18 protein-coding genes are annotated in these 17,000 nt (G+C 38.6%); 6 read left to right on the forward strand and 12 right to left on the reverse strand.

All coding sequences use genetic code 11. The features are described 5' to 3' along the window. Positions 1 to 185 precede the first annotated feature (185 nt). The 7 genes from coaE to ACFSKL_RS09085 all read right to left on the reverse strand — a co-directional run bounded on the left by coaE (position 186) and on the right by ACFSKL_RS09085 (position 5,373). Entirely contained in the window at positions 186 to 800 is a 615-nt protein-coding gene (gene coaE / locus ACFSKL_RS09055) for a dephospho-CoA kinase (RefSeq protein ID WP_376885532.1), read from the reverse strand. Next, positions 793 to 1,758, reverse strand: a complete 966-nt coding sequence (locus ACFSKL_RS09060; RefSeq protein WP_376885533.1) for a YbbR-like domain-containing protein — start codon at positions 1,756 to 1,758, stop codon at positions 793 to 795. Before ACFSKL_RS09060 ends, coaE begins: the two co-directional genes overlap by 8 nt. Positions 1,759 to 1,766: 8 nt before the next feature. Further along, the gene (gene yajC / locus ACFSKL_RS09065) at positions 1,767 to 2,084 is read right to left on the reverse strand and encodes a preprotein translocase subunit YajC (protein ID WP_376885535.1); all 318 of its coding nucleotides are present in this window, start codon (positions 2,082 to 2,084) and stop codon (positions 1,767 to 1,769) included. Between the two features lie 2 nt (positions 2,085 to 2,086). Next, the gene (locus tag ACFSKL_RS09070) at positions 2,087 to 2,620 is read right to left on the reverse strand and encodes a DUF1573 domain-containing protein (RefSeq protein WP_376885537.1); all 534 of its coding nucleotides are present in this window, start codon (positions 2,618 to 2,620) and stop codon (positions 2,087 to 2,089) included. Between the two features lie 12 nt (positions 2,621 to 2,632). Then, complete coding sequence (locus ACFSKL_RS09075) at positions 2,633 to 2,935, reverse strand: YtxH domain-containing protein (RefSeq protein WP_376885539.1); 303 nt, start codon at positions 2,933 to 2,935, stop codon at positions 2,633 to 2,635. 10 nt (positions 2,936 to 2,945) lie between these two features. Continuing rightward, on the reverse strand, positions 2,946 to 4,130 hold the full coding sequence (gene nusB / locus ACFSKL_RS09080; protein ID WP_376885541.1) for a transcription antitermination factor NusB: 1,185 nt from the start codon (positions 4,128 to 4,130) through the stop codon (positions 2,946 to 2,948). Between the two features lie 142 nt (positions 4,131 to 4,272). Beyond that, positions 4,273 to 5,373 carry a Glu/Leu/Phe/Val family dehydrogenase gene (locus ACFSKL_RS09085; protein WP_376885544.1) on the reverse strand — a complete coding sequence of 367 codons (1,101 nt, stop codon included), beginning with the start codon at positions 5,371 to 5,373 and terminating at the stop codon, positions 4,273 to 4,275. Between the two features lie 147 nt (positions 5,374 to 5,520). Here ACFSKL_RS09085 and ACFSKL_RS09090 point away from each other — a divergent pair, with 147 nt between their 5' ends. Then, entirely contained in the window at positions 5,521 to 7,311 is a 1,791-nt protein-coding gene (locus ACFSKL_RS09090; protein ID WP_376885545.1) for an ABC transporter ATP-binding protein, read from the forward strand. Between the two features lie 153 nt (positions 7,312 to 7,464). Here ACFSKL_RS09090 and ACFSKL_RS09095 read toward each other — a convergent pair whose 3' ends face one another. Then, the gene (locus ACFSKL_RS09095; protein ID WP_376885547.1) at positions 7,465 to 8,124 is read right to left on the reverse strand and encodes a hypothetical protein; all 660 of its coding nucleotides are present in this window, start codon (positions 8,122 to 8,124) and stop codon (positions 7,465 to 7,467) included. Positions 8,125 to 8,158: 34 nt separating this feature from the next. Between ACFSKL_RS09095 and ACFSKL_RS09100 the strand changes: the two genes are divergently transcribed. Then, complete coding sequence (locus ACFSKL_RS09100) at positions 8,159 to 8,473, forward strand: hypothetical protein (protein ID WP_376885548.1); 315 nt, start codon at positions 8,159 to 8,161, stop codon at positions 8,471 to 8,473. Between the two features lie 438 nt (positions 8,474 to 8,911). Next, a complete protein-coding gene (locus ACFSKL_RS09105) occupies positions 8,912 to 10,807 on the forward strand; it encodes an ABC-F family ATP-binding cassette domain-containing protein (protein ID WP_376885550.1) in 1,896 nt (631 codons plus the stop codon). A 181-nt stretch (positions 10,808 to 10,988) separates the two neighbouring features. Here the strand turns inward: ACFSKL_RS09105 and ACFSKL_RS09110 are convergent, their stop codons facing one another. The 4 genes from ACFSKL_RS09110 to aroQ form a co-directional block, all read right to left on the reverse strand. Next, the gene (locus tag ACFSKL_RS09110; protein WP_376885552.1) at positions 10,989 to 11,696 is read right to left on the reverse strand and encodes a DNA alkylation repair protein; all 708 of its coding nucleotides are present in this window, start codon (positions 11,694 to 11,696) and stop codon (positions 10,989 to 10,991) included. A 358-nt stretch (positions 11,697 to 12,054) separates the two neighbouring features. Continuing rightward, positions 12,055 to 12,636, reverse strand: a complete 582-nt coding sequence (locus ACFSKL_RS09115) for a MarC family protein (RefSeq protein ID WP_376885553.1) — start codon at positions 12,634 to 12,636, stop codon at positions 12,055 to 12,057. A gap of 7 nt (positions 12,637 to 12,643) precedes the next feature. Further along, the gene (locus ACFSKL_RS09120) at positions 12,644 to 13,702 is read right to left on the reverse strand and encodes an aminotransferase class V-fold PLP-dependent enzyme (protein ID WP_376885554.1); all 1,059 of its coding nucleotides are present in this window, start codon (positions 13,700 to 13,702) and stop codon (positions 12,644 to 12,646) included. Between the two features lie 8 nt (positions 13,703 to 13,710). Continuing rightward, positions 13,711 to 14,130 (reverse strand): type II 3-dehydroquinate dehydratase, encoded by a 420-nt coding sequence (gene aroQ, locus ACFSKL_RS09125; RefSeq protein ID WP_376885555.1) that lies wholly within the window; start codon positions 14,128 to 14,130, stop codon positions 13,711 to 13,713. Positions 14,131 to 14,651: 521 nt separating this feature from the next. Between aroQ and ACFSKL_RS09130 the strand changes: the two genes are divergently transcribed. The 3 genes from ACFSKL_RS09130 to ACFSKL_RS09140 are packed head-to-tail and all read left to right on the forward strand — an operon-like array spanning position 14,652 to position 16,930. Next, positions 14,652 to 15,410: a GGDEF domain-containing protein gene (locus tag ACFSKL_RS09130; protein WP_376885557.1), complete on the forward strand. Its 759-nt coding sequence runs from the start codon at positions 14,652 to 14,654 to the stop codon at positions 15,408 to 15,410. Beyond that, positions 15,410 to 16,303 carry a nucleotidyltransferase domain-containing protein gene (locus ACFSKL_RS09135; protein WP_376885558.1) on the forward strand — a complete coding sequence of 298 codons (894 nt, stop codon included), beginning with the start codon at positions 15,410 to 15,412 and terminating at the stop codon, positions 16,301 to 16,303. Before ACFSKL_RS09130 ends, ACFSKL_RS09135 begins: the two co-directional genes overlap by 1 nt. Before the next feature lie 3 nt (positions 16,304 to 16,306). Further along, positions 16,307 to 16,930, forward strand: coding sequence for a Cap15 family cyclic dinucleotide receptor domain-containing protein (locus tag ACFSKL_RS09140; RefSeq protein ID WP_376885560.1), 624 nt, complete (start codon positions 16,307 to 16,309; stop codon positions 16,928 to 16,930). Positions 16,931 to 17,000 lie beyond the last annotated feature (70 nt).

A 17,000-nucleotide genomic window follows, 5' to 3' on the forward strand; every position in this document is an offset into this window, starting at 1 on the left:
GAAAATCGAATGTACATTTGACCTCTTAATAAATAGAACTAGAATTTCTTCCTTTTGAAATGTTAGAAATGGGAAGTGTTCTTTTAAGACATTCAGCTAAAAGCATATTCCTTTTTTATTTCAGTCTCTTACCCCGATTTCGATCAGCGACTTCACGTTGCATTTCCCAATCCTGAGTATTCGGTCTACTTGCCCTGATTCGCCAATGCAATAAGTTTTTGATGTATCTGAAGTACTTGGGGGATGAGTAGTTTGGTGTCTATGTTTTTAACTACAAAATCACTTCCTTGGATTTTTTCTTCATCAGACATTTGTTGGTCAATGATTGCATTGAGTTGGGCTTCATTTCTATGGGGATCTCTCAAAAGCACCCTATTGATCCTGATCCGGAGTGGGGAACTCACGGTGATTATTTTATCCAACTCTTTGTATGAGCCGGTTTCAAAAAGCAAAGCAGCTTCCTTGAGTACATATGGGCTGTTTTGGGAAGAAGCCCAATTTTCGAAATCAGCCTTTACTGCTGGATGTACAAGGTTGTTGATGATCTTTGTCTTTTCTTCATCTCCAAAAACTGTAGAAGCAAGAAACCCTCTGTTTAGATTACCATCTTCTGTATAGGATTCTTTTCCAAATGCTTGCTGGATTTTTCCTTTAAGTTCTGGGTTATTTGCCATGAGCCATTTTGCCCTATCATCGGCAGCATAGATGGGGATGCCAAGAATGGAGAAGATTTTGGCAACGGTAGATTTTCCAGAACCTATTCCTCCGGTAATGCCTATCAAAAGTGGGTTCTTAGTCATATTTCAACCTGAAAGTTGAAGGTTCCAAACGTACATTTTCCAATACCGAAGGCCTAGGGCTCACGACTACGCTGATCGTGCTGTCTTGTTTGTTTCTGTTGTTGTAATTCAAAACAGCTTCAAAATCAAAATTTTTGAGTTCGTCCACTTTCCTTTCGTCGATCAGATAATGCATCATGATATTGTTTGGTTCCTGCAAGAGGCTGACATTGTCGGGAAAGTTGGATTTATTGATTCGAAGCCTTTTGTTTCCTTCTAGAAACTGTATTACCCCAAACTTGATATGCACGCTTTCGTCTCGTAGCTGTAAGAAGTCCGAGAGGTCTCCTGGGATTTCAATAGGAATGATCTTGTTGAAATTTTTGTTGATTTTTTCTTCATTGAGCTTAATCTTCAATGAACCATCAAGTTTTTCGTGTGCGGAAGTCGGCCCTTTTAGATCGACAGTGATTGGATCAATGTCAATGTCGCCTTCAATCCTAAAGTTGTTGGCCAAAGAAAAGGAGGCCGTGTCAATCTCGATTTTGATCTTTCTGGTGACAATTTTGTCGATTTTGAAGCGAATGGTGTCGGAAACCATCGATACCAGCGTTGTTGGGCTGATATTTTCGGCAAGGCTCCTTCTGACTTCTGATGTCAGGATGTAGTTTTTTGTCGCTGGATTATTGATTTCGATCAAGAAAGGCGTTTCATTGATGTTGAAATACTTCCTTAAAAGATCCCATCCGTTTCCATTGATTTCAATTTTGATTTTTTTTGGAAGCTGCTCTACTGCCATAAACTCTTCCGTGTCAAAAATAATATCGATCGGATAGTCCACAACAGTATTGTAGTTGTCCTTGTTGAGGGCATTTAAAAACCAGAAAGTGGCAGCTGCGAGAAAACACAGGGCTACCACTTTCATATTTGCAACTTTTCTGGGGTTGGCTGTAGAAAAGAATTTTTTTAGCTTCGTCAAGGGACAATTTATTTTGTTCCGTTAGCTCTTTTGGTGAAGTCCAAGGAGATAGCGGACTTTTCAACTTTTATTTTGAAACCTTTGTCAAGATCCAATGTGATGGTGTCACTATCGATAGCATATATCTTGCCATGAAGGCCACCGATGGTTACTACATTGTCCCCTTTTTTGATTTCTTCAAGGAATTTTTTGGCATCCTTTTGTTTTTTTTGTTGTGGCCTGATCATGAAGAAATACATGATCAAGATGATGGATCCAAATAAGAATACCTGACCCATGATGCCGCTTCCTGCACCTTCTGCTTGCAATAAAATAAAGTTGTTCATAATTACTTTTTAACAGGACCTAATTGTCCTGTAGCTTTTGCTGTTGTTTTAGGTGTTACATTTCCTTTTAGTCTCAATCTATTTACGCTTGGACTGGTGTTGGCTTGTATAGATACCGTTGGCGCTTGCGTGCCAGGTTTGCCGGAGGAGTTGAATGAAACTTTTATGAATCCCGATTCTCCAGGTTTCACAGGTGTCTTAGAGTAATCTGGGGTAGTACATCCGCAAGATGCCGTTACGTTGGAGATTACCAACGGGGCTTGTCCGTCATTGACAAAGTTGAATACATGCTCAACTGTTTTGCCTTCTGCAATCGTACCAAAATCAAATTCAAGTTCTTCAAACTTGAATTTCCCCAAAGTAGAAGGGTCAGCAGCAGTTGTAGATTGGGCATTTGCAGGGACAGCCGGTATAGTTTCCATTTGGGCAATCTTCTGCTCAAGCTCCGCTATTTTTTCAGATTGGTCGTTATTGCTACAGCTGGAAAAAGCAATAGCTCCAATAGCCAACATGAATGGAAGATTAAAATACTTCATGAATGAATTGAATTAATTTGCGTCTTGATTAATTTGCTCGATCAATTTGTTGACATCGCTCAGAAGGTTCTCGGCTTTGTTCTTGGCATCGCTGATCACCTTGTTGCCTTCGGATTTAGCTTCGTTGAAAGGCATGTTCTTGCCTTCCTTGAGGTCTTTGATAAGTTCCTCTAGCTCGTCCTTATATCTCGATAATTGGTAAGACAGTTTATCTCGGGTGTTTTTACCTGAATCTGGGGCAAATAGAATCCCCAAAGCTGCACCTATGCCGGCTCCAGCTATAAATGTGAACCATTTGTTACTGCTTTTACTCATTGTTTTATTGTTATTTGTTATCCAATAGACCTCTACCACTTTTCTTGATCTCACCATTTTCCATCATCTCTTTGGAGAGCACATCCAACAAGCCGTTTACAAATTGCTTGCTTTTGGGTGTACTGTAAGTTTTGGAAATATCTATGTATTCGTTGATACTTACTTTCACTGGAATACTTGGGAAATTCTTCATTTCTGTGATTGCCATTGACATGATAATCTTATCAGTAAATGCAATCCTCTCAATATCCCAGTTTTGGGTTTTTTTGGCAATCAATTCTTTGTTGAGATCTTCGTTTTCGATCGTCAAGTTAAAGATATTTTGGAAGAATTCCTTGTCATCTTCCCAGTTCATGGCAATTTCCGGTAGCAATTCTGCACCTTCTTCAAGTTGTTCGTATACATTTTTGACCACTTTGCCGGCAAGACTTCTCACGACAGATTTGTTTTCTGTCCAATTCATGTCTTTTTCAGAGAAGAAATTCAAAATGACTTCATTCTTGAAAATGATTTTCTTTAGGATGCTTTCCAAGATGTTGAAATCATCTTCCCTGCTTGGTTGTGCGATTTTGATGTATTCTTGGTATTGCTCAGAAGGTTTGACATATTGTCTAAACCAATCTTTGATCTCCAATTCCAAGTCGTCCAATAAGGCATCATGACGGATGATTGCAGTCTCAAATTCGGGTAAGGACTTCAACTTTTTTAAAATAACGTTCTTGGCAAAGTTAAGTTCGCCACTTGCAGATACTACTTGTTCTGTAGAGAGTTTTCTTTTTCTCTCTGCCTCTTTTTCGACATGCTCCGCAAAAGCGATCAGAAGTTGGATGGAGTTGAGATAGAGTTGGGGGATAAGTTCAGCCGAACTGATCATGTTTTTCAATAAAAAATCATAGTCCTTATCGTTTGCCTTGTGGTAAGCATTGATGGCTTTGATTGCCTCAGACTTTATTTTTGTACTGACGTCTTGTTGGGAAATCAGGGTTTTGCTATTCAGGTTGGTAGAGAAAAGGGAGGTACAGATTTCTGCATCTTTTTTTAGCTGCACTTTATCCTGGGTCTCCATACTGTTCAAATCAGGAAGAAAAGCCACTTTAATTTGATCTTTTGCGAGATTGAAATTTGAGGCTTTGCACAATTCATATGCATAGAGATTTTGAAAAGCCTTAACCCTGAGAATTCTTCTGTTTAACATACCTGATTTTAAAGAACGTAAATATAAATGTTTTAGACAAAGGTTTTGTGATGGTCTGGTCTATTGCCACCAAAATTACAAAATACCACCTGATTTTGCTATGTTTTTGGCTCAATCAGGTGGATATTTTGTTTTTACTATATCAATAGGAGAGTTTTACTCTTCCCATAGCTTCTATTCTGTTCCAAGCCATTTCTATTGCGGCTTGCTGCGAAGGGATATTTTCTATCGCTGATTTGTCTAAGATCGCAGAGGTGATGTCATAGATTTTTTCTGCATGCCGATAAGTGGACTCTCTATTGTACCCACCCATAAACTCAGCACAGACATTGATCAAGCCTCCAGAGTTGATCAAGAAATCAGGTGCGTAGATCACCCCTTTTTCCAAAAGGATTTTTCCATGCCTCTCCTCGTCTTTCAGCTGGTTGTTTGCGCCACCTGCTACAACCTGACATTTTAACCTGTCGATCGTGTCGTCATTGATCGTCGCTCCCAAGGCACATGGAGAGTATATATCCATGTCAAAATCATAAACCATATTCGGGTCAATCGGAGTAGCCCCGGTTGATTTTGCCACCTCCAATACTTTGTCTTCAAAGATGTCGGTAATGAAGACTTCGGCATTCTCCTTGATCAGATGGGATACCAAGTATTTGCCGACTTGGCCGATACCTTGTACAAGCACACGCTTACCGGTCAGTGAATCTGCCCCATAGGCTTTTTTTGCAGCGGCTTTCATCCCAAGATAAGTGCCATAGGCAGTCACAGGGGAAGGATCCCCACCTCCACCACGTACTTCGGGAAGGCCTGTGACATATTTGGTTTCCATGGCGATATACTCCATATCGCTGGTCTTCATATTGACGTCTTCGGCAGTAATGTACCTTCCGCCCAAGCTGTCCACAAATCTCCCGAATCTTCTAAGGAATGCTTCGTTTTTTTGCCTAGGATCTCCAATGATTACAGCCTTTCCACCACCTAGATTCAAGCCTGAAATGGCAGCCTTGAATGTCATGCCCCTTGATAGTCTTAGGACATCGGTGATGGCTTCAGCCTCTGATGCATAATTCCACATTCTAGTCCCACCCAAAGCTGGACCTAAAACGGTGTTGTGAATGCCAATTATGGCTTTCAGGCCTGTTGGTTCATCATAGCAGATGACCAATTGCTCATGACCTAAGGAAGTGATCTGTCCGTAGATTGATCCTTCTCTAACTTTTTCCCCAGTATTAATCTCTACCATTTGAACTTGGAAATTTTTATTGTGTTATATTTGGGATTGATGTGAAGTAAAAACTCCGTTGCAAAATTATATATTTTTCTCGGGCTTTACCAACGCAATTAAAAGAGTTAAATAAAAGAAATCAAGAGATTTAAAAGTTTTTATTTTGTGAAACCACTTTGGCGCTTAAATAAATATTTGTTAAAATATAAGGGGTACCTCTTGTTGGGAATCTTATTTACTATCATTTCCAACATATTTGTAATTATTCCTGCCCAACTTGTAAGAATCGCAATAGATTATGTTGTGGAGAGTTTTGCTTATTATCAGGTGTTTAGTGAGGGTGAATTGAGTGTGATTGCCCGGTCATCTTTCCTGAAATTCATATTTATTTTCGGAGTTTTGATATTGGCCATGGCCTTACTCAGGGGCTTCTTCCTTTTTCTGATCAGACAGACGATCATCATCATGTCTAGATTGATTGAGTTTGATATGAAAAATGAGATTTTTGACCATTACCAAAAACTTCCCCTCAGTTTTTACAGGAAAAACAGCACGGGGGATCTGATGGCAAGAATCACCGAAGACGTGAGTAGGGTAAGGATGTATCTTGGTCCCGCAATCATGTATGGGCTAAACCTCATCGTTCTTTTTCCTTTGGTAATTGGCTATATGCTTAGTGTAAATGTAGAGCTGACCATTTATTCTTTATTGCCACTCCCAGTACTTTCCATCAGCATCTATTTTGTCAATAATCTCATCAATGAGCGCTCTGAGAAAATCCAGCGCAGCCTGTCTGGGCTGAGTACATTTGTCCAAGAGTCTTTTTCGGGAATAAGAGTCCTAAAAGCTTTTGTGAGGGAAGATGACAGTGCGAATGATTTTAGAAAAGCAAGTGAAGACTACAAGGATAAATCCATCCGTCTCACCATGGTGCAGTCACTTTTCTTTCCTTTGATCATGGCTTTGATAGGGGTCAGTACCATTCTGACTGTCTATATTGGAGGTATGCAAGTGATCGATGGCACCATTGGCTATGGTGTTATTGCAGAATTTATCCTTTATGTGAACATATTGACTTGGCCAGTCACTTCATTGGGTTGGGTGACCAGTATTATCCAAAGGGCAGCAGCATCACAGACCAGGATCAATGAGTTCTTGGATGAGAAAAATGACATCGTCAGTACAGAAAACCTCGATACATCGATCAAAGGGAATATCCATGTCGAAAATGTGTCTTTTGTTTATCCTGAATCAGGAATCAAGGCATTGGAAAACGTTTCATTCAGCATACAGGCAGGAGAAAGTCTTGCGATCATTGGGACTACCGGCTCGGGGAAATCTACGATCGCAAACCTGCTTATGAGAATGTATGATGTCACAGCCGGGCAAATCAGGATAGACGATAGGAAAATTGAGGCTTATGATATTGCCTCATTGAGGAAGCAGATAGGCTTTGTACCACAGGATGTGTTTCTTTTTAGCGATACCATTGCCAACAATATTGGTTTTGGATTGGACGAAATACCGCAAGGGATAGTCGAAAAAGCAGCAAAAGATGCTGATGTATATGAAAACATCAAAGATTTTCCAAAGGGGTTTGAGACGAAGTTGGGTGAAAGAGGAATAACCCTCTCTGGCGGCCAAAAGCAAAGAGTGTCTATCGCTAGGGCTATAGCCAAAGAGCCAAGCATTTTGCTCTTGGATGATTGCTTGTCTGCTGTGGATACCAAAACTGAAAACTCGATCCTCAATGCCTTGAAAAAAATCATGGTTGACCGTACTTCCATTATCATTTCCCACAGGGTATCTTCCGCCAAGCTTGCGGATAAGATCATTGTGTTGGATGATGGCAAGCTGGTGGAGCAGGGTACACATGAATACCTGATGGATTCAAAGGGAGTCTATGCAGAACTCTATGAAAAGCAGACCCAAAACAATGAGGCTGTAGAGGATTAGGCTTTGCTATTCCCAGGGAAATCGCTTTTATCCAAAAAAACCTCTAGGGCTTGGACTTAATCACTTTGGTATGTGTCCCCTCAGACCATCCCATCAAATTGGACAACCCTCGTAATTTCCCACTTGAAATTGTTGTAAGCAATTTCCCCGGTGCTATTCCCTGTTTTTTGCAAAGAAGTCAAAACCGATTTTCTTGGGGTTTCCCATACTTGAAGTGTGTTCCAGCTTTTGATGGTAGCTGATCAACATGATGTCATTGAAGTTTGGGGCAAGCAGGTCGTTGTTAAGGGCGGAAAGGATCAGGCTCTCAACGAGCTTTCTGTTTTTTTCTTTGGTAATCGGGTTTTCTTTAAGTTCTGGAAATTCAAATACAATTTTCCTGTCACCTTCCAAGAAGAAGTGGTTTTCCCTATTGATCAAAACCCTGCTGATTAAGTATCCAGGATCATCCAATCTTCCATAAGTCAGGGTGTCTGCCAAAAAATTGTAAATCAAGACTTGACCAAAATACCTCAGTGATACATCGTGTTTCAAATATTTTGATTTGCTGATGTAGGCGTCATCCGAAAGCCTGACAATATTGCTTTGAAGAATAAAAACCAGTACATCCCCACCCACCCTGAACAGAAATTCATAATCGTTTATTTTTTCAATCTTGATTGGGATTGGGACATTTTTGGATTCTTTTTGAAGTTCTAATGCAACTTCCCGACAGGTCGCCTCCAGTTGGGCAAAGAATTCGGATACTTGCCCAAAAAGCTTTTGCTTTAAGAGGCTTGTCTTTTCTATTTTGCTGATTATCTCGGATAACATTTGTAAATTGGGGTAAATTTAAAACGATTGAATTATGGCGGCTAAAAGAAATAGCTTTGAAGAAGTGGAAAGCCTTCTTCAGGATATAGGTACTAAAATAGAACAATTAATCGAAAAGGCTGCAGACGTCAGTGGTGAAGCCAAAGAAGAAATTGAGAAAAAAATCAAAGAGTTAAAAGAAAAAGAAACCACAATTGCCGCTGAATTCAAAAAAGGAAAAGAGAAAGCAGAGAAAATGTACAGGGAAAAGAAAACGGATATGGGACCAAACCTGAAAAAATCCAAGGAACATTTTGTAAGTGCATTTCAGCAACTAGGGGAAGCCATAAACCTGTTGTTTAAAAAATGAATATAGATATACGAAACTTTGCCAGTAATGATTTCAATACCTTCATTTGTATTAAATCAGATATTGATTGATATTGTATACGGTTAGATATTGGTTTGAAGTAACCAATTAACTTATAAACTGAATCCACTTGCAAAGAAGCGTATAACCACAAAAATGAATTTTAGAATCTAACAATCCTGTAATAGGAAGGTTTTTGGCATTTATAGAGAGCGAAGTTGTAAGATGTTTTTTTTATCCGTTTTCGATCAAATAATATGACTACATATTGTGTATTACGAATGTTTTGCCTTTTAGGTGACTAGGTGAGGCTCATGTGCCAATGCTGCAGTACACAAGGGTTGGTGATTCCTCGAACATTATGGTTGGTTGATTAATTTACTGGCAGATTTGCCGATAATCATGTTCTACAATATTTAATTCCGCTATCTTTGCGGCATGAATTACCTATCAGTAGAAAATCTCAGCAAGTCATTTGGCGAGCGCAAACTTTTTCAAAACATTTCTTTTGGTCTTGACCAAGGTCAAAAAGTAGCATTGGTTGGAATCAATGGGGCTGGGAAGTCTACCTTGATGAAAATCATCATGGGAATCGAAGTCCCCGATTCTGGTCAAGTAGCTATCAATCAGCAAGTAAAAGTGGCTTACGTGCATCAAAACCCTGTTTTTTCTGGGGAGTTGAGCATCTATCAAACCATATTTGACGGGAGTAGCAATGAGACGCTGAAGGTGATTGAGGATTACCATAAAGCCATGCTTGATTCAGAAAATGGAAAAGACAACTCTGATCTTTTGCAAACAATTTTTGAGAAAATGGATCAGCTTGAAGCTTGGGATTTTGAATATCAGGTAAAGGAAGTGCTGGGTAAATTGGGCCTGCATGATACTGATATTTCTGTAGGGAATCTTAGTGGTGGACAGAGAAAACGTGTAGCTTTGGCGAAAGCAATTTTGGAAAAGCCTGATTTACTTCTGTTGGATGAGCCTACCAACCACCTTGATTTGGAAACGATCGAATGGTTGGAAGAGTATCTTTCCAAAGCCAATTTGGCTTTGTTTATGGTAACGCATGATAGGTATTTCCTCGAAAAGGTCACCAACCAAATCTTGGAATTGGATAACGGCAGCATTCATCGGTACATGGGAAATTATGGCTATTTCTTGGAAAAGAAAGCAGAGAGAAGAGAAATAGAAGCAACTGAATTGGATAAAGCAAAAAGCTTGTACAAAAAAGAGTTGGATTGGATCAGAAGACAGCCAAAAGCCAGAAGTACAAAAGCAAAATACAGGGTAGATGCCTTTGAGGAAACTAAAGAAAAGGCATTCAACAAGAGGGAGGAAAGGGAGATTGAACTTTCAGTTACTTCCCAGAGATTGGGAAACAAGATCATTGAGATCGAGAAGTTGAATAAGTCATATGATGACAAAAAGATTGTTGAGGACTTTAGTTATACCTTCAAAAAAGGGGATAAAATAGGAATAGTGGGGCCGAATGGTGCAGGGAAGACGACATTCTTGAACATGATTACGGGTGCTTTGGAGCCTGACAGCGGAAAGGTTGGGATTGGTCAAACTACTGCTTTTGGGTACTACAGACAGGAAGAAGGTTCTTTTGATGAGGAGAAAAGGATTCTCGACATAGTAAAAGAAGTGGCAGAAGTCGTGACGGTAGCGGGGGGTGCAACAATCACAGTTGCCCAGTTTTTGAATAAGTTTGGTTTTCCGCCTAAGCAGCAACACACTCCAGTATCAAAATTGAGTGGTGGTGAAAGAAGAAGGTTGCAGCTTTTGATGATTTTGATCAAGAGTCCAAACTTCCTAATCCTCGATGAGCCAACCAATGATTTGGATATCGTGACATTGAATACGCTTGAAGAATTCTTGGATAATTTCCCCGGCTGTTTGATCATCGTATCGCACGATAGGTATTTTATGGACAGATTGGTTGAGCATTTGTTTGTGTTCGAAGGGGAAGGCAAAATCAAAGATTTCCCGGGGAACTACACGGATTTTAGGGAGTGGGAAAAAGAAACGAAACTGATACAAAAAGATGAGAAGCCTGTAAAAGAAGAAAAGAAAGAGCAGGTTTCCAATACTGTAACCGAGTCAAAGACAAAAGCGACCTTCAAAGAGAAAAAAGAATTTGAAGAATTGAACAAGAAGATTGAATCCCTGAATACAGAAAAAGCCAAGATCGTGGATTTGATCACCGTAGGTACAGAGGATCATCAAAAGCTGATGGATTGGTCAAACAAAATTCAGGAAATCGACGCAGATTTGGAGTCTTTGGAACTCAGGTGGCTGGAGTTAAGTGAATTGGATGGGATTGAGTAGGTGTGGAGGTTCTACCCCTGATGTGATTTTAAAGGTTTAAGTTTTCTATTGTCCTAAGCTTTACTACTACGGCACCTCGACGTTAGGAGAGGTCTCGTAGTCTGGTATTTAGATTTTTTGTGATTGATTACGGTTTTGTGTGTTGATTACAGTTTGAGATTTCTCCTTTTAGTCGAAATGACTAGAGGGAGAGAATCATTTTCCTCTCCTCCTCCTCATATTTCTCAATCGCATAGCGAAGCATTGTCCGGGGCATTTTATCAATGTGTTTTAAGACAAACTCTCTTGCAATGTCGATATCTCGATTTCCAACTTCCCTCAGCATCCAGCCAACGGCTTTATGGATAAGGTCATGTGGATGGTTGAGGAGTATTTCTGCCAATTGAAGAGTGGTTTCGAAGTCATTTCTTTTGATGAAATAAAAGGTGCTTATGATCGAAATCCTCTGATCCCAAAGATTATTGGATTTTGCCAATTCAAACAGCAAGTCTCTGTTTTTGTCATATAGCCATGCTCCCAAAATTTGGAATGCCGAGCTATCAACTAAGTCCCAGTTATTGACTCCTGATTTATTTTTAAGGTAAAAGTCGACCCATTTCCCTTTTTCTACACTGCTCTTTGATTTTTCGAATTTCAACACAAGCATGAAAATACCTGTCAATCTCACTTCATGATAAGTGGAATGGATCAGTTCCTGAAGTTCTGATGGCTTGATGTCTTTCCAATAGGTCTTGGCGATCTTCCTTTGTTCGGGAACTTTGACACCCAAAAAAACATCGCCCTCACCATATTGCCCTTTGCCTGTTTTGAAGAATCGAGGGAAAAATTCAGCCTTTTCAGGGATAGCAACTTCTTTTAGATCCGAGATGATTAGGCTTGTGAGTTTCATGGGGTTTTAAAGGTTTACACACTATTGTCAAGTCAGGTATTGTAGTTTGGGTGGCACGCAGAGCCGCAAAGTCAATTTTATTTGCATCTTGGTCCCGAAAGCATTTGGGAAGAAAATTTACCGGAAGGTGGATATTTGACTTGATACTATTTGCTATACATAATTATATATTCATTATTTCGTCAACTGTCTACAGTCATCTGACCACAGCAGCTAGAAATGTACGTCATACAATGTTGCAAATGGCTACTAGTATGAAAAGGGATATCCAATTAAACGAAGAATCAAAACCTGGCACTAGACACTAATGTGTAAATCAAATTCAGGCAAGATCACTAGTGTAACCGTTGACTATCGTCTATATCATCTCTCCTGAAAACAATGCTGTTTTGAAGATTTTGATGGCAATAGAAAGGAGAATGATCCCAAAAATCCTTCTCAATACATCCAGTCCAGTTTTCCCCAATTTCCTCTCAAGCCAAGTGGTGCTTTTCAGAACCACATAGACAATGATCAAGTTGATGACTATTCCTATTCCTATGTTGATTTGTGCAAACTCAGCTTTCAGTGTCAAGATAGTGGTCAAAGTGCCTGCCCCAGCGATCAATGGGAAAGCTATCGGTACAATCGAAGCCCCACCACTGGCGTCTGGATCAGGTTTGAAGAGTTCGATTCCAAGGATCATTTCAGCACCCAGAGCAAAAATGATCAACGCTCCTGCAATCGCAAAATCCTCCACCCCAATCCCAAAAAGATTCAGGATGGATTTGCCGAGAAATAAGAACAGGATCATCAACAATCCAGCTGCAAGGGTAGCTTTTTCAGATTCGATATGCCCAACTTTTTTCCTCAAATTGATCACAATAGGGATAGATCCCAAGATATCAATGACTGAAAAAAGGATTAAAGTGACTGAAAGTATTTCTTTTAAATCGAACATGACCGAATCAATATTGCTTTATAAATGAAATCAATTTCTCAAATTCCGAATCCGTTATTGCCGGAAAATTGGCGATTCTGAAACTGGTTGGTTTCAAAGGGCCATAACCACCGCCCATTTGCATTCCTTCTTTTTCAGCAGCTTTTTTGACAGAAGTGATAAACTCCTCAGATCCTGATATCGCCAAAACCGTTGAGCTTCTGCTCTCCTCGTTTTCTATCAAAAGCTTCAATTTACCAGTCATTGCCACTGTGTACTCAAGCTTTTGCATACGCTCTTTGGTGATCTGGTCCACATGCTGGATTTCTGGCATGTCTCGCAGGACCCTATTCAGCAAATAAATCCCAAAGACATTTGGCGTATAGTGGGTTTGGTAATTTTCAGCATTTTCCAGCATAAAATTCAGGCTGTTGTATCTGCCTCTCTCACCTTTGTCTTTTGATTTCTCAATAGCCTTCGGTGATACGATCAATACACCAAGCCCGGCAGGCAAGCCAAAGCATTTCTGAACAGAAGCGTACCATATATCAGCCAGGCTAAAATCCAATTCGATTCCACCCATAGAAGAAGTTGTATCCACTGCAATCATCTTTTCGGGAAACTTCTCCGCTATTGCAGCAATCGTTTCATTCTTTACCTGGGTGGCGTTTGATGTTTCATTTTGGGTAATGGCAATTACATCAAAATCATTAGCTATCTGCAGATTTTCCACATCGATGGTTTCATTTGCATCGATCTTTAATGATTCTGTTTTTGCATTGATGTGCTTTGCGTACTCAAACCATTTTTTTCCAAATGAACCTGAGAATATGTGATAACTCGCTCCTTGAACGATAGATTGGGTGATGATTTCCCAGTTTTCAGTCGCTGATGAAGTGAATAGCAATTTATAATCAGCAGGAACATGAAGTTTTTCCTGCATCAATGTCTCCGTTTCTTTATATAGGTTCATAAAGGCAGTACCCCTATGGCTTGCACTTAGAATTCCTGATTCATAAGCATCTTGCAGGTATTTTGGCAATGCATCATAGACCTTAGACGGTCCGGGTGAAAATGTAGTAGTCATAGGTTTGGTTAGGTTGTGAGAAAGTATTGCAATCCAAGTTCATATCCTCTAAGTCCAAGTCCAGAAATCATTCCAACACACTCTTTGCTGATAATGCTTTTGTGTCTAAACTCCTCCCTTTTGTAGATATTGGAGATATGGATTTCCAGGACAGGAGTGCTGACTCCAGCAATGGCATCAGAGATCGCGACAGAAGTATGGGTATATCCGCCGGCATTGAGTAAGATGGCATCACATTCGAAACCCACTTCATGGATTTTGTTGATAATTTCTCCTTCTACATTGCTTTGGAAATAACTCAATTCTAGCTCAGTATATTTACTTTTAAGAGTAAGAAAGTAATCTTCAAAAGATTGGTTTCCATAGATTTCGGGCTCTCTTTTTCCGAGAAGATTGAGATTTGGACCGTTGATAATGATGATTTTCAAAATGGCGAATGGTTAGTGGTTTATATTATTAGGCAAAGTTATTTGATAAATAAGAGATAACATAAATAATGGGGAATTAAACTTTGTGAGTAGAGAGATTAGTTATTTTGGTTGGCTCTTTAGTTTTCCTTGGTTTTATGTGCTGGATGTATAAGTTGAATCCGTTTAAAACCAAAAAGCAAACTGAAAATAGTAAAGAAGAAAAGGCGGATTTTTTTATCTTCAAACATGGCAGTTAAGTTAAGAATTCGAGTTTGGATAAATATTCCGAATTTTTTCTCCTCGTTAGAAGCTGCGCTTTTGACAAAATAAAATTAATTTTTTGAATAAAAAAAGGTTGAATATTGTCAAATATACCCTGTAGTTGGTATTTTTTCTTTAATGGGGAATTGGTAGGTTTGATGATTGGGAGATAACCCTATAAAATTTCAGAGTATATCATTCGCTTATTTTCCTATATTGAAGATGGCTAAGCGAAAGTTGTATCGGGTATATTGAAGTTAGGCAACATTTAAAGAACGATGAAATATTTAAAAGACTCATTTAAAAAATTTAAAAAGGATGCTCTTTCTAAAGCATTTTACGATTCTTTAAAGTATCTAATAATCTCAGTAGTCTTTGTATTTCTCTTACAATATGTTCCAGTAATCAAGGAATGGTTAAGTATTGAGTTTTCTTTATCAATATGGCTCATAATGTTATTATCCTTATTACTCACAACACTCAGTTTTGTTCTCTCAATTAATATCTTCAATAAAAAATTGAATGCAATTCAATTAGAAAATCAAATTGACGAATTAACAGGTTTAAAAAATTATAAGGCATTAGAAAGCGACTTAGAACAATTGGAAAATGAAAGAAAAGAAAAAGATGAACCTATATCTTTAATTCTAATTGATGTTGATGATTTTAAAAAATTCAATGACGAGAATAGTTATGAAATAGCTGATAAAATACTATCAAAGCTTGGTCAACTATTAAACAAGGACAGCAGAATTACAGACGAAACATACCGATATTTTATGCGTGGAGACGAGTTTTTAATTATTGCCAAAGAGACATCAGTATCAAACGCCCAATTAGCATCTGAACGAAAAAGAAAATTAATCCAAGATTCAACCCTAATTGTGGATAATAACAGCTATAGACTAACAGTTTGTTGTGGAGTGACTGAATTTAACAAATCAGAAAGTAGAAAAGAAGTCTTAGAGAGATTAAGCCAAGCTATACAAAACGCTAAGAAAAGACCTAATAAGAACAATACTCAAACAGTAGTGTAATGGCAAAATATTCAGAGCAACAACTAACAAATTGGACAGCACCTCCAAGTGATTCAGAACAGACAAAACTTGAAAATTCTGAACGAATGGTTAGAGATGCCATAAACTCTGACGAAAAATTAAAAAAGAAATCAACAGAAACATTCGGACAAGGTTCATACGCCAACAATACTAACGTAAGACTTAATAGTGACATTGACATAAATGTAAGATATACAGGTGGTTTCTACTTTAACCTACCACCTAACACCGAAGAAAAGGATGTTGGAATTGAATCTCTTTCTCCATCAGAATACTCATATTCCGAGTTTAAAGATGATGTTGAAAACGCTTTGGTAGCAAAGTTTGGTAGAAATGATGTTAAGAGAAAAGACAAGTGCATTACTATAAAAGGGAATAGTTACAGAATTGAAACAGATGTAGTTCCAACTTGGAATTACAGAAGATACTCCAAAAATGGAAACTATGTTTTAGGTGCAAAATTCAGAGCTGATAGCGGAAATTGGGTAGTAAACTATCCAAAGCAGCACATAGAAAATGGGATAAATAAAAACTCGAATACCTACCGCAGGTTTAAACGTCTTACCCGATTACACCGCAAGTTGAGATATAAAATGATTGATGACGGTGAGAATGTAAGCGACAATATCACCTCTTTTCTTTTGGAGTGCCTTGTTTGGAATGTTCCAAATCGGATTATGAATAACAACGATTCTTGGACAGATAGATTAAAGGAGTCAATAATTTACATTTACGAACAGACCAAGGACGAAGAAACTTGCAAAGAATGGGGGGAAGTTTCTGAATTGCTATACCTATTTGTTGGCAGGAAGTGGACTTATAAGGATGTGAATTCTTATATGGTTTTATTATGGAATCACTTAGAATTTTAATCTATGGTAACTTATAACATTCGAGTTTTTGCATTTACGATTTTGGGATTAGCATTTTTGACATATGGAATTATATTTCTGTCAACTCAAAATTTAGATAGCGTTGATTTTAATAAAGCTTTGACTCACATATCTACAACTATTTCGATAAATGTTATCCTATGGACATTATTTATTAAATGGGCGTGGAAGTGGAAAATATTTTATCCTTGGCTTGTCCCATTCCCAAACCTATCAGGAGAATGGGAAGGAGAACTTAAATCCAATTGGAAAGAAAAATCACTTGACCCAATTCCAACTGAAATAAAAATCGCCCAGACATTCTTCAACGTCCAGATAAAAATTAAAACAAACGAGAGCAGAAGTCATAGTATTGGAGCATCATTTGATATAGAAAAAGACCGTGGCTTAGAACAACTAATTTACTCATACATAAACACACCAAAATCAAGTGTTAGAGAGAGAAGCGAAATTCATTACGGTACGGCTTTGTTAATATTTGAAGGTTTCAAAGTCAATGAAATGGAAGGACAATATTGGACTGACCGAGAAACCACAGGAGAAATAAAATTGAAAAGAAAAACGTTGCCTAACATTCCCCCTACTTTAAAAAAGTTGATTTCGTAAGCTAACGTTTGAGAGCATCGTGGCAAGATTTTTTGTAAATTACTAGTCTCTCAGCAAGGCCGATTTTAGA

Source organism: Belliella marina, from assembly GCF_042682445.1.
In the GTDB taxonomy this organism is placed as follows: domain Bacteria; phylum Bacteroidota; class Bacteroidia; order Cytophagales; family Cyclobacteriaceae; genus Belliella; species Belliella marina.

Bases quoted from the DNA above. Each gene is read 5' to 3' on its own strand.
- coaE (WP_376885532.1), bottom strand. From the start codon at position 800: ATGACTAAGAACCCACTTTTGATAGGCATTACCGGAGGAATAGGTTCT.
- yajC (WP_376885535.1), bottom strand. From the start codon at position 2,084: ATGAACAACTTTATTTTATTGCAAGCAGAAGGTGCAGGAAGCGGCATC.
- ACFSKL_RS09070 (WP_376885537.1), bottom strand. From the start codon at position 2,620: ATGAAGTATTTTAATCTTCCATTCATGTTGGCTATTGGAGCTATTGCT.
- ACFSKL_RS09075 (WP_376885539.1), bottom strand. From the start codon at position 2,935: ATGAGTAAAAGCAGTAACAAATGGTTCACATTTATAGCTGGAGCCGGC.
- nusB (WP_376885541.1), bottom strand. From the start codon at position 4,130: ATGTTAAACAGAAGAATTCTCAGGGTTAAGGCTTTTCAAAATCTCTAT.
- ACFSKL_RS09085 (WP_376885544.1), bottom strand. From the start codon at position 5,373: ATGGTAGAGATTAATACTGGGGAAAAAGTTAGAGAAGGATCAATCTAC.
- ACFSKL_RS09095 (WP_376885547.1), bottom strand. From the start codon at position 8,124: ATGTTATCCGAGATAATCAGCAAAATAGAAAAGACAAGCCTCTTAAAG.
- ACFSKL_RS09100 (WP_376885548.1), top strand. From the start codon at position 8,159: ATGGCGGCTAAAAGAAATAGCTTTGAAGAAGTGGAAAGCCTTCTTCAG.
- ACFSKL_RS09105 (WP_376885550.1), top strand. From the start codon at position 8,912: ATGAATTACCTATCAGTAGAAAATCTCAGCAAGTCATTTGGCGAGCGC.
- ACFSKL_RS09110 (WP_376885552.1), bottom strand. From the start codon at position 11,696: ATGAAACTCACAAGCCTAATCATCTCGGATCTAAAAGAAGTTGCTATC.
- ACFSKL_RS09115 (WP_376885553.1), bottom strand. From the start codon at position 12,636: ATGTTCGATTTAAAAGAAATACTTTCAGTCACTTTAATCCTTTTTTCA.
- ACFSKL_RS09120 (WP_376885554.1), bottom strand. From the start codon at position 13,702: ATGACTACTACATTTTCACCCGGACCGTCTAAGGTCTATGATGCATTG.
- ACFSKL_RS09130 (WP_376885557.1), top strand. From the start codon at position 14,652: ATGAAATATTTAAAAGACTCATTTAAAAAATTTAAAAAGGATGCTCTT.
- ACFSKL_RS09135 (WP_376885558.1), top strand. From the start codon at position 15,410: ATGGCAAAATATTCAGAGCAACAACTAACAAATTGGACAGCACCTCCA.
- ACFSKL_RS09140 (WP_376885560.1), top strand. From the start codon at position 16,307: ATGGTAACTTATAACATTCGAGTTTTTGCATTTACGATTTTGGGATTA.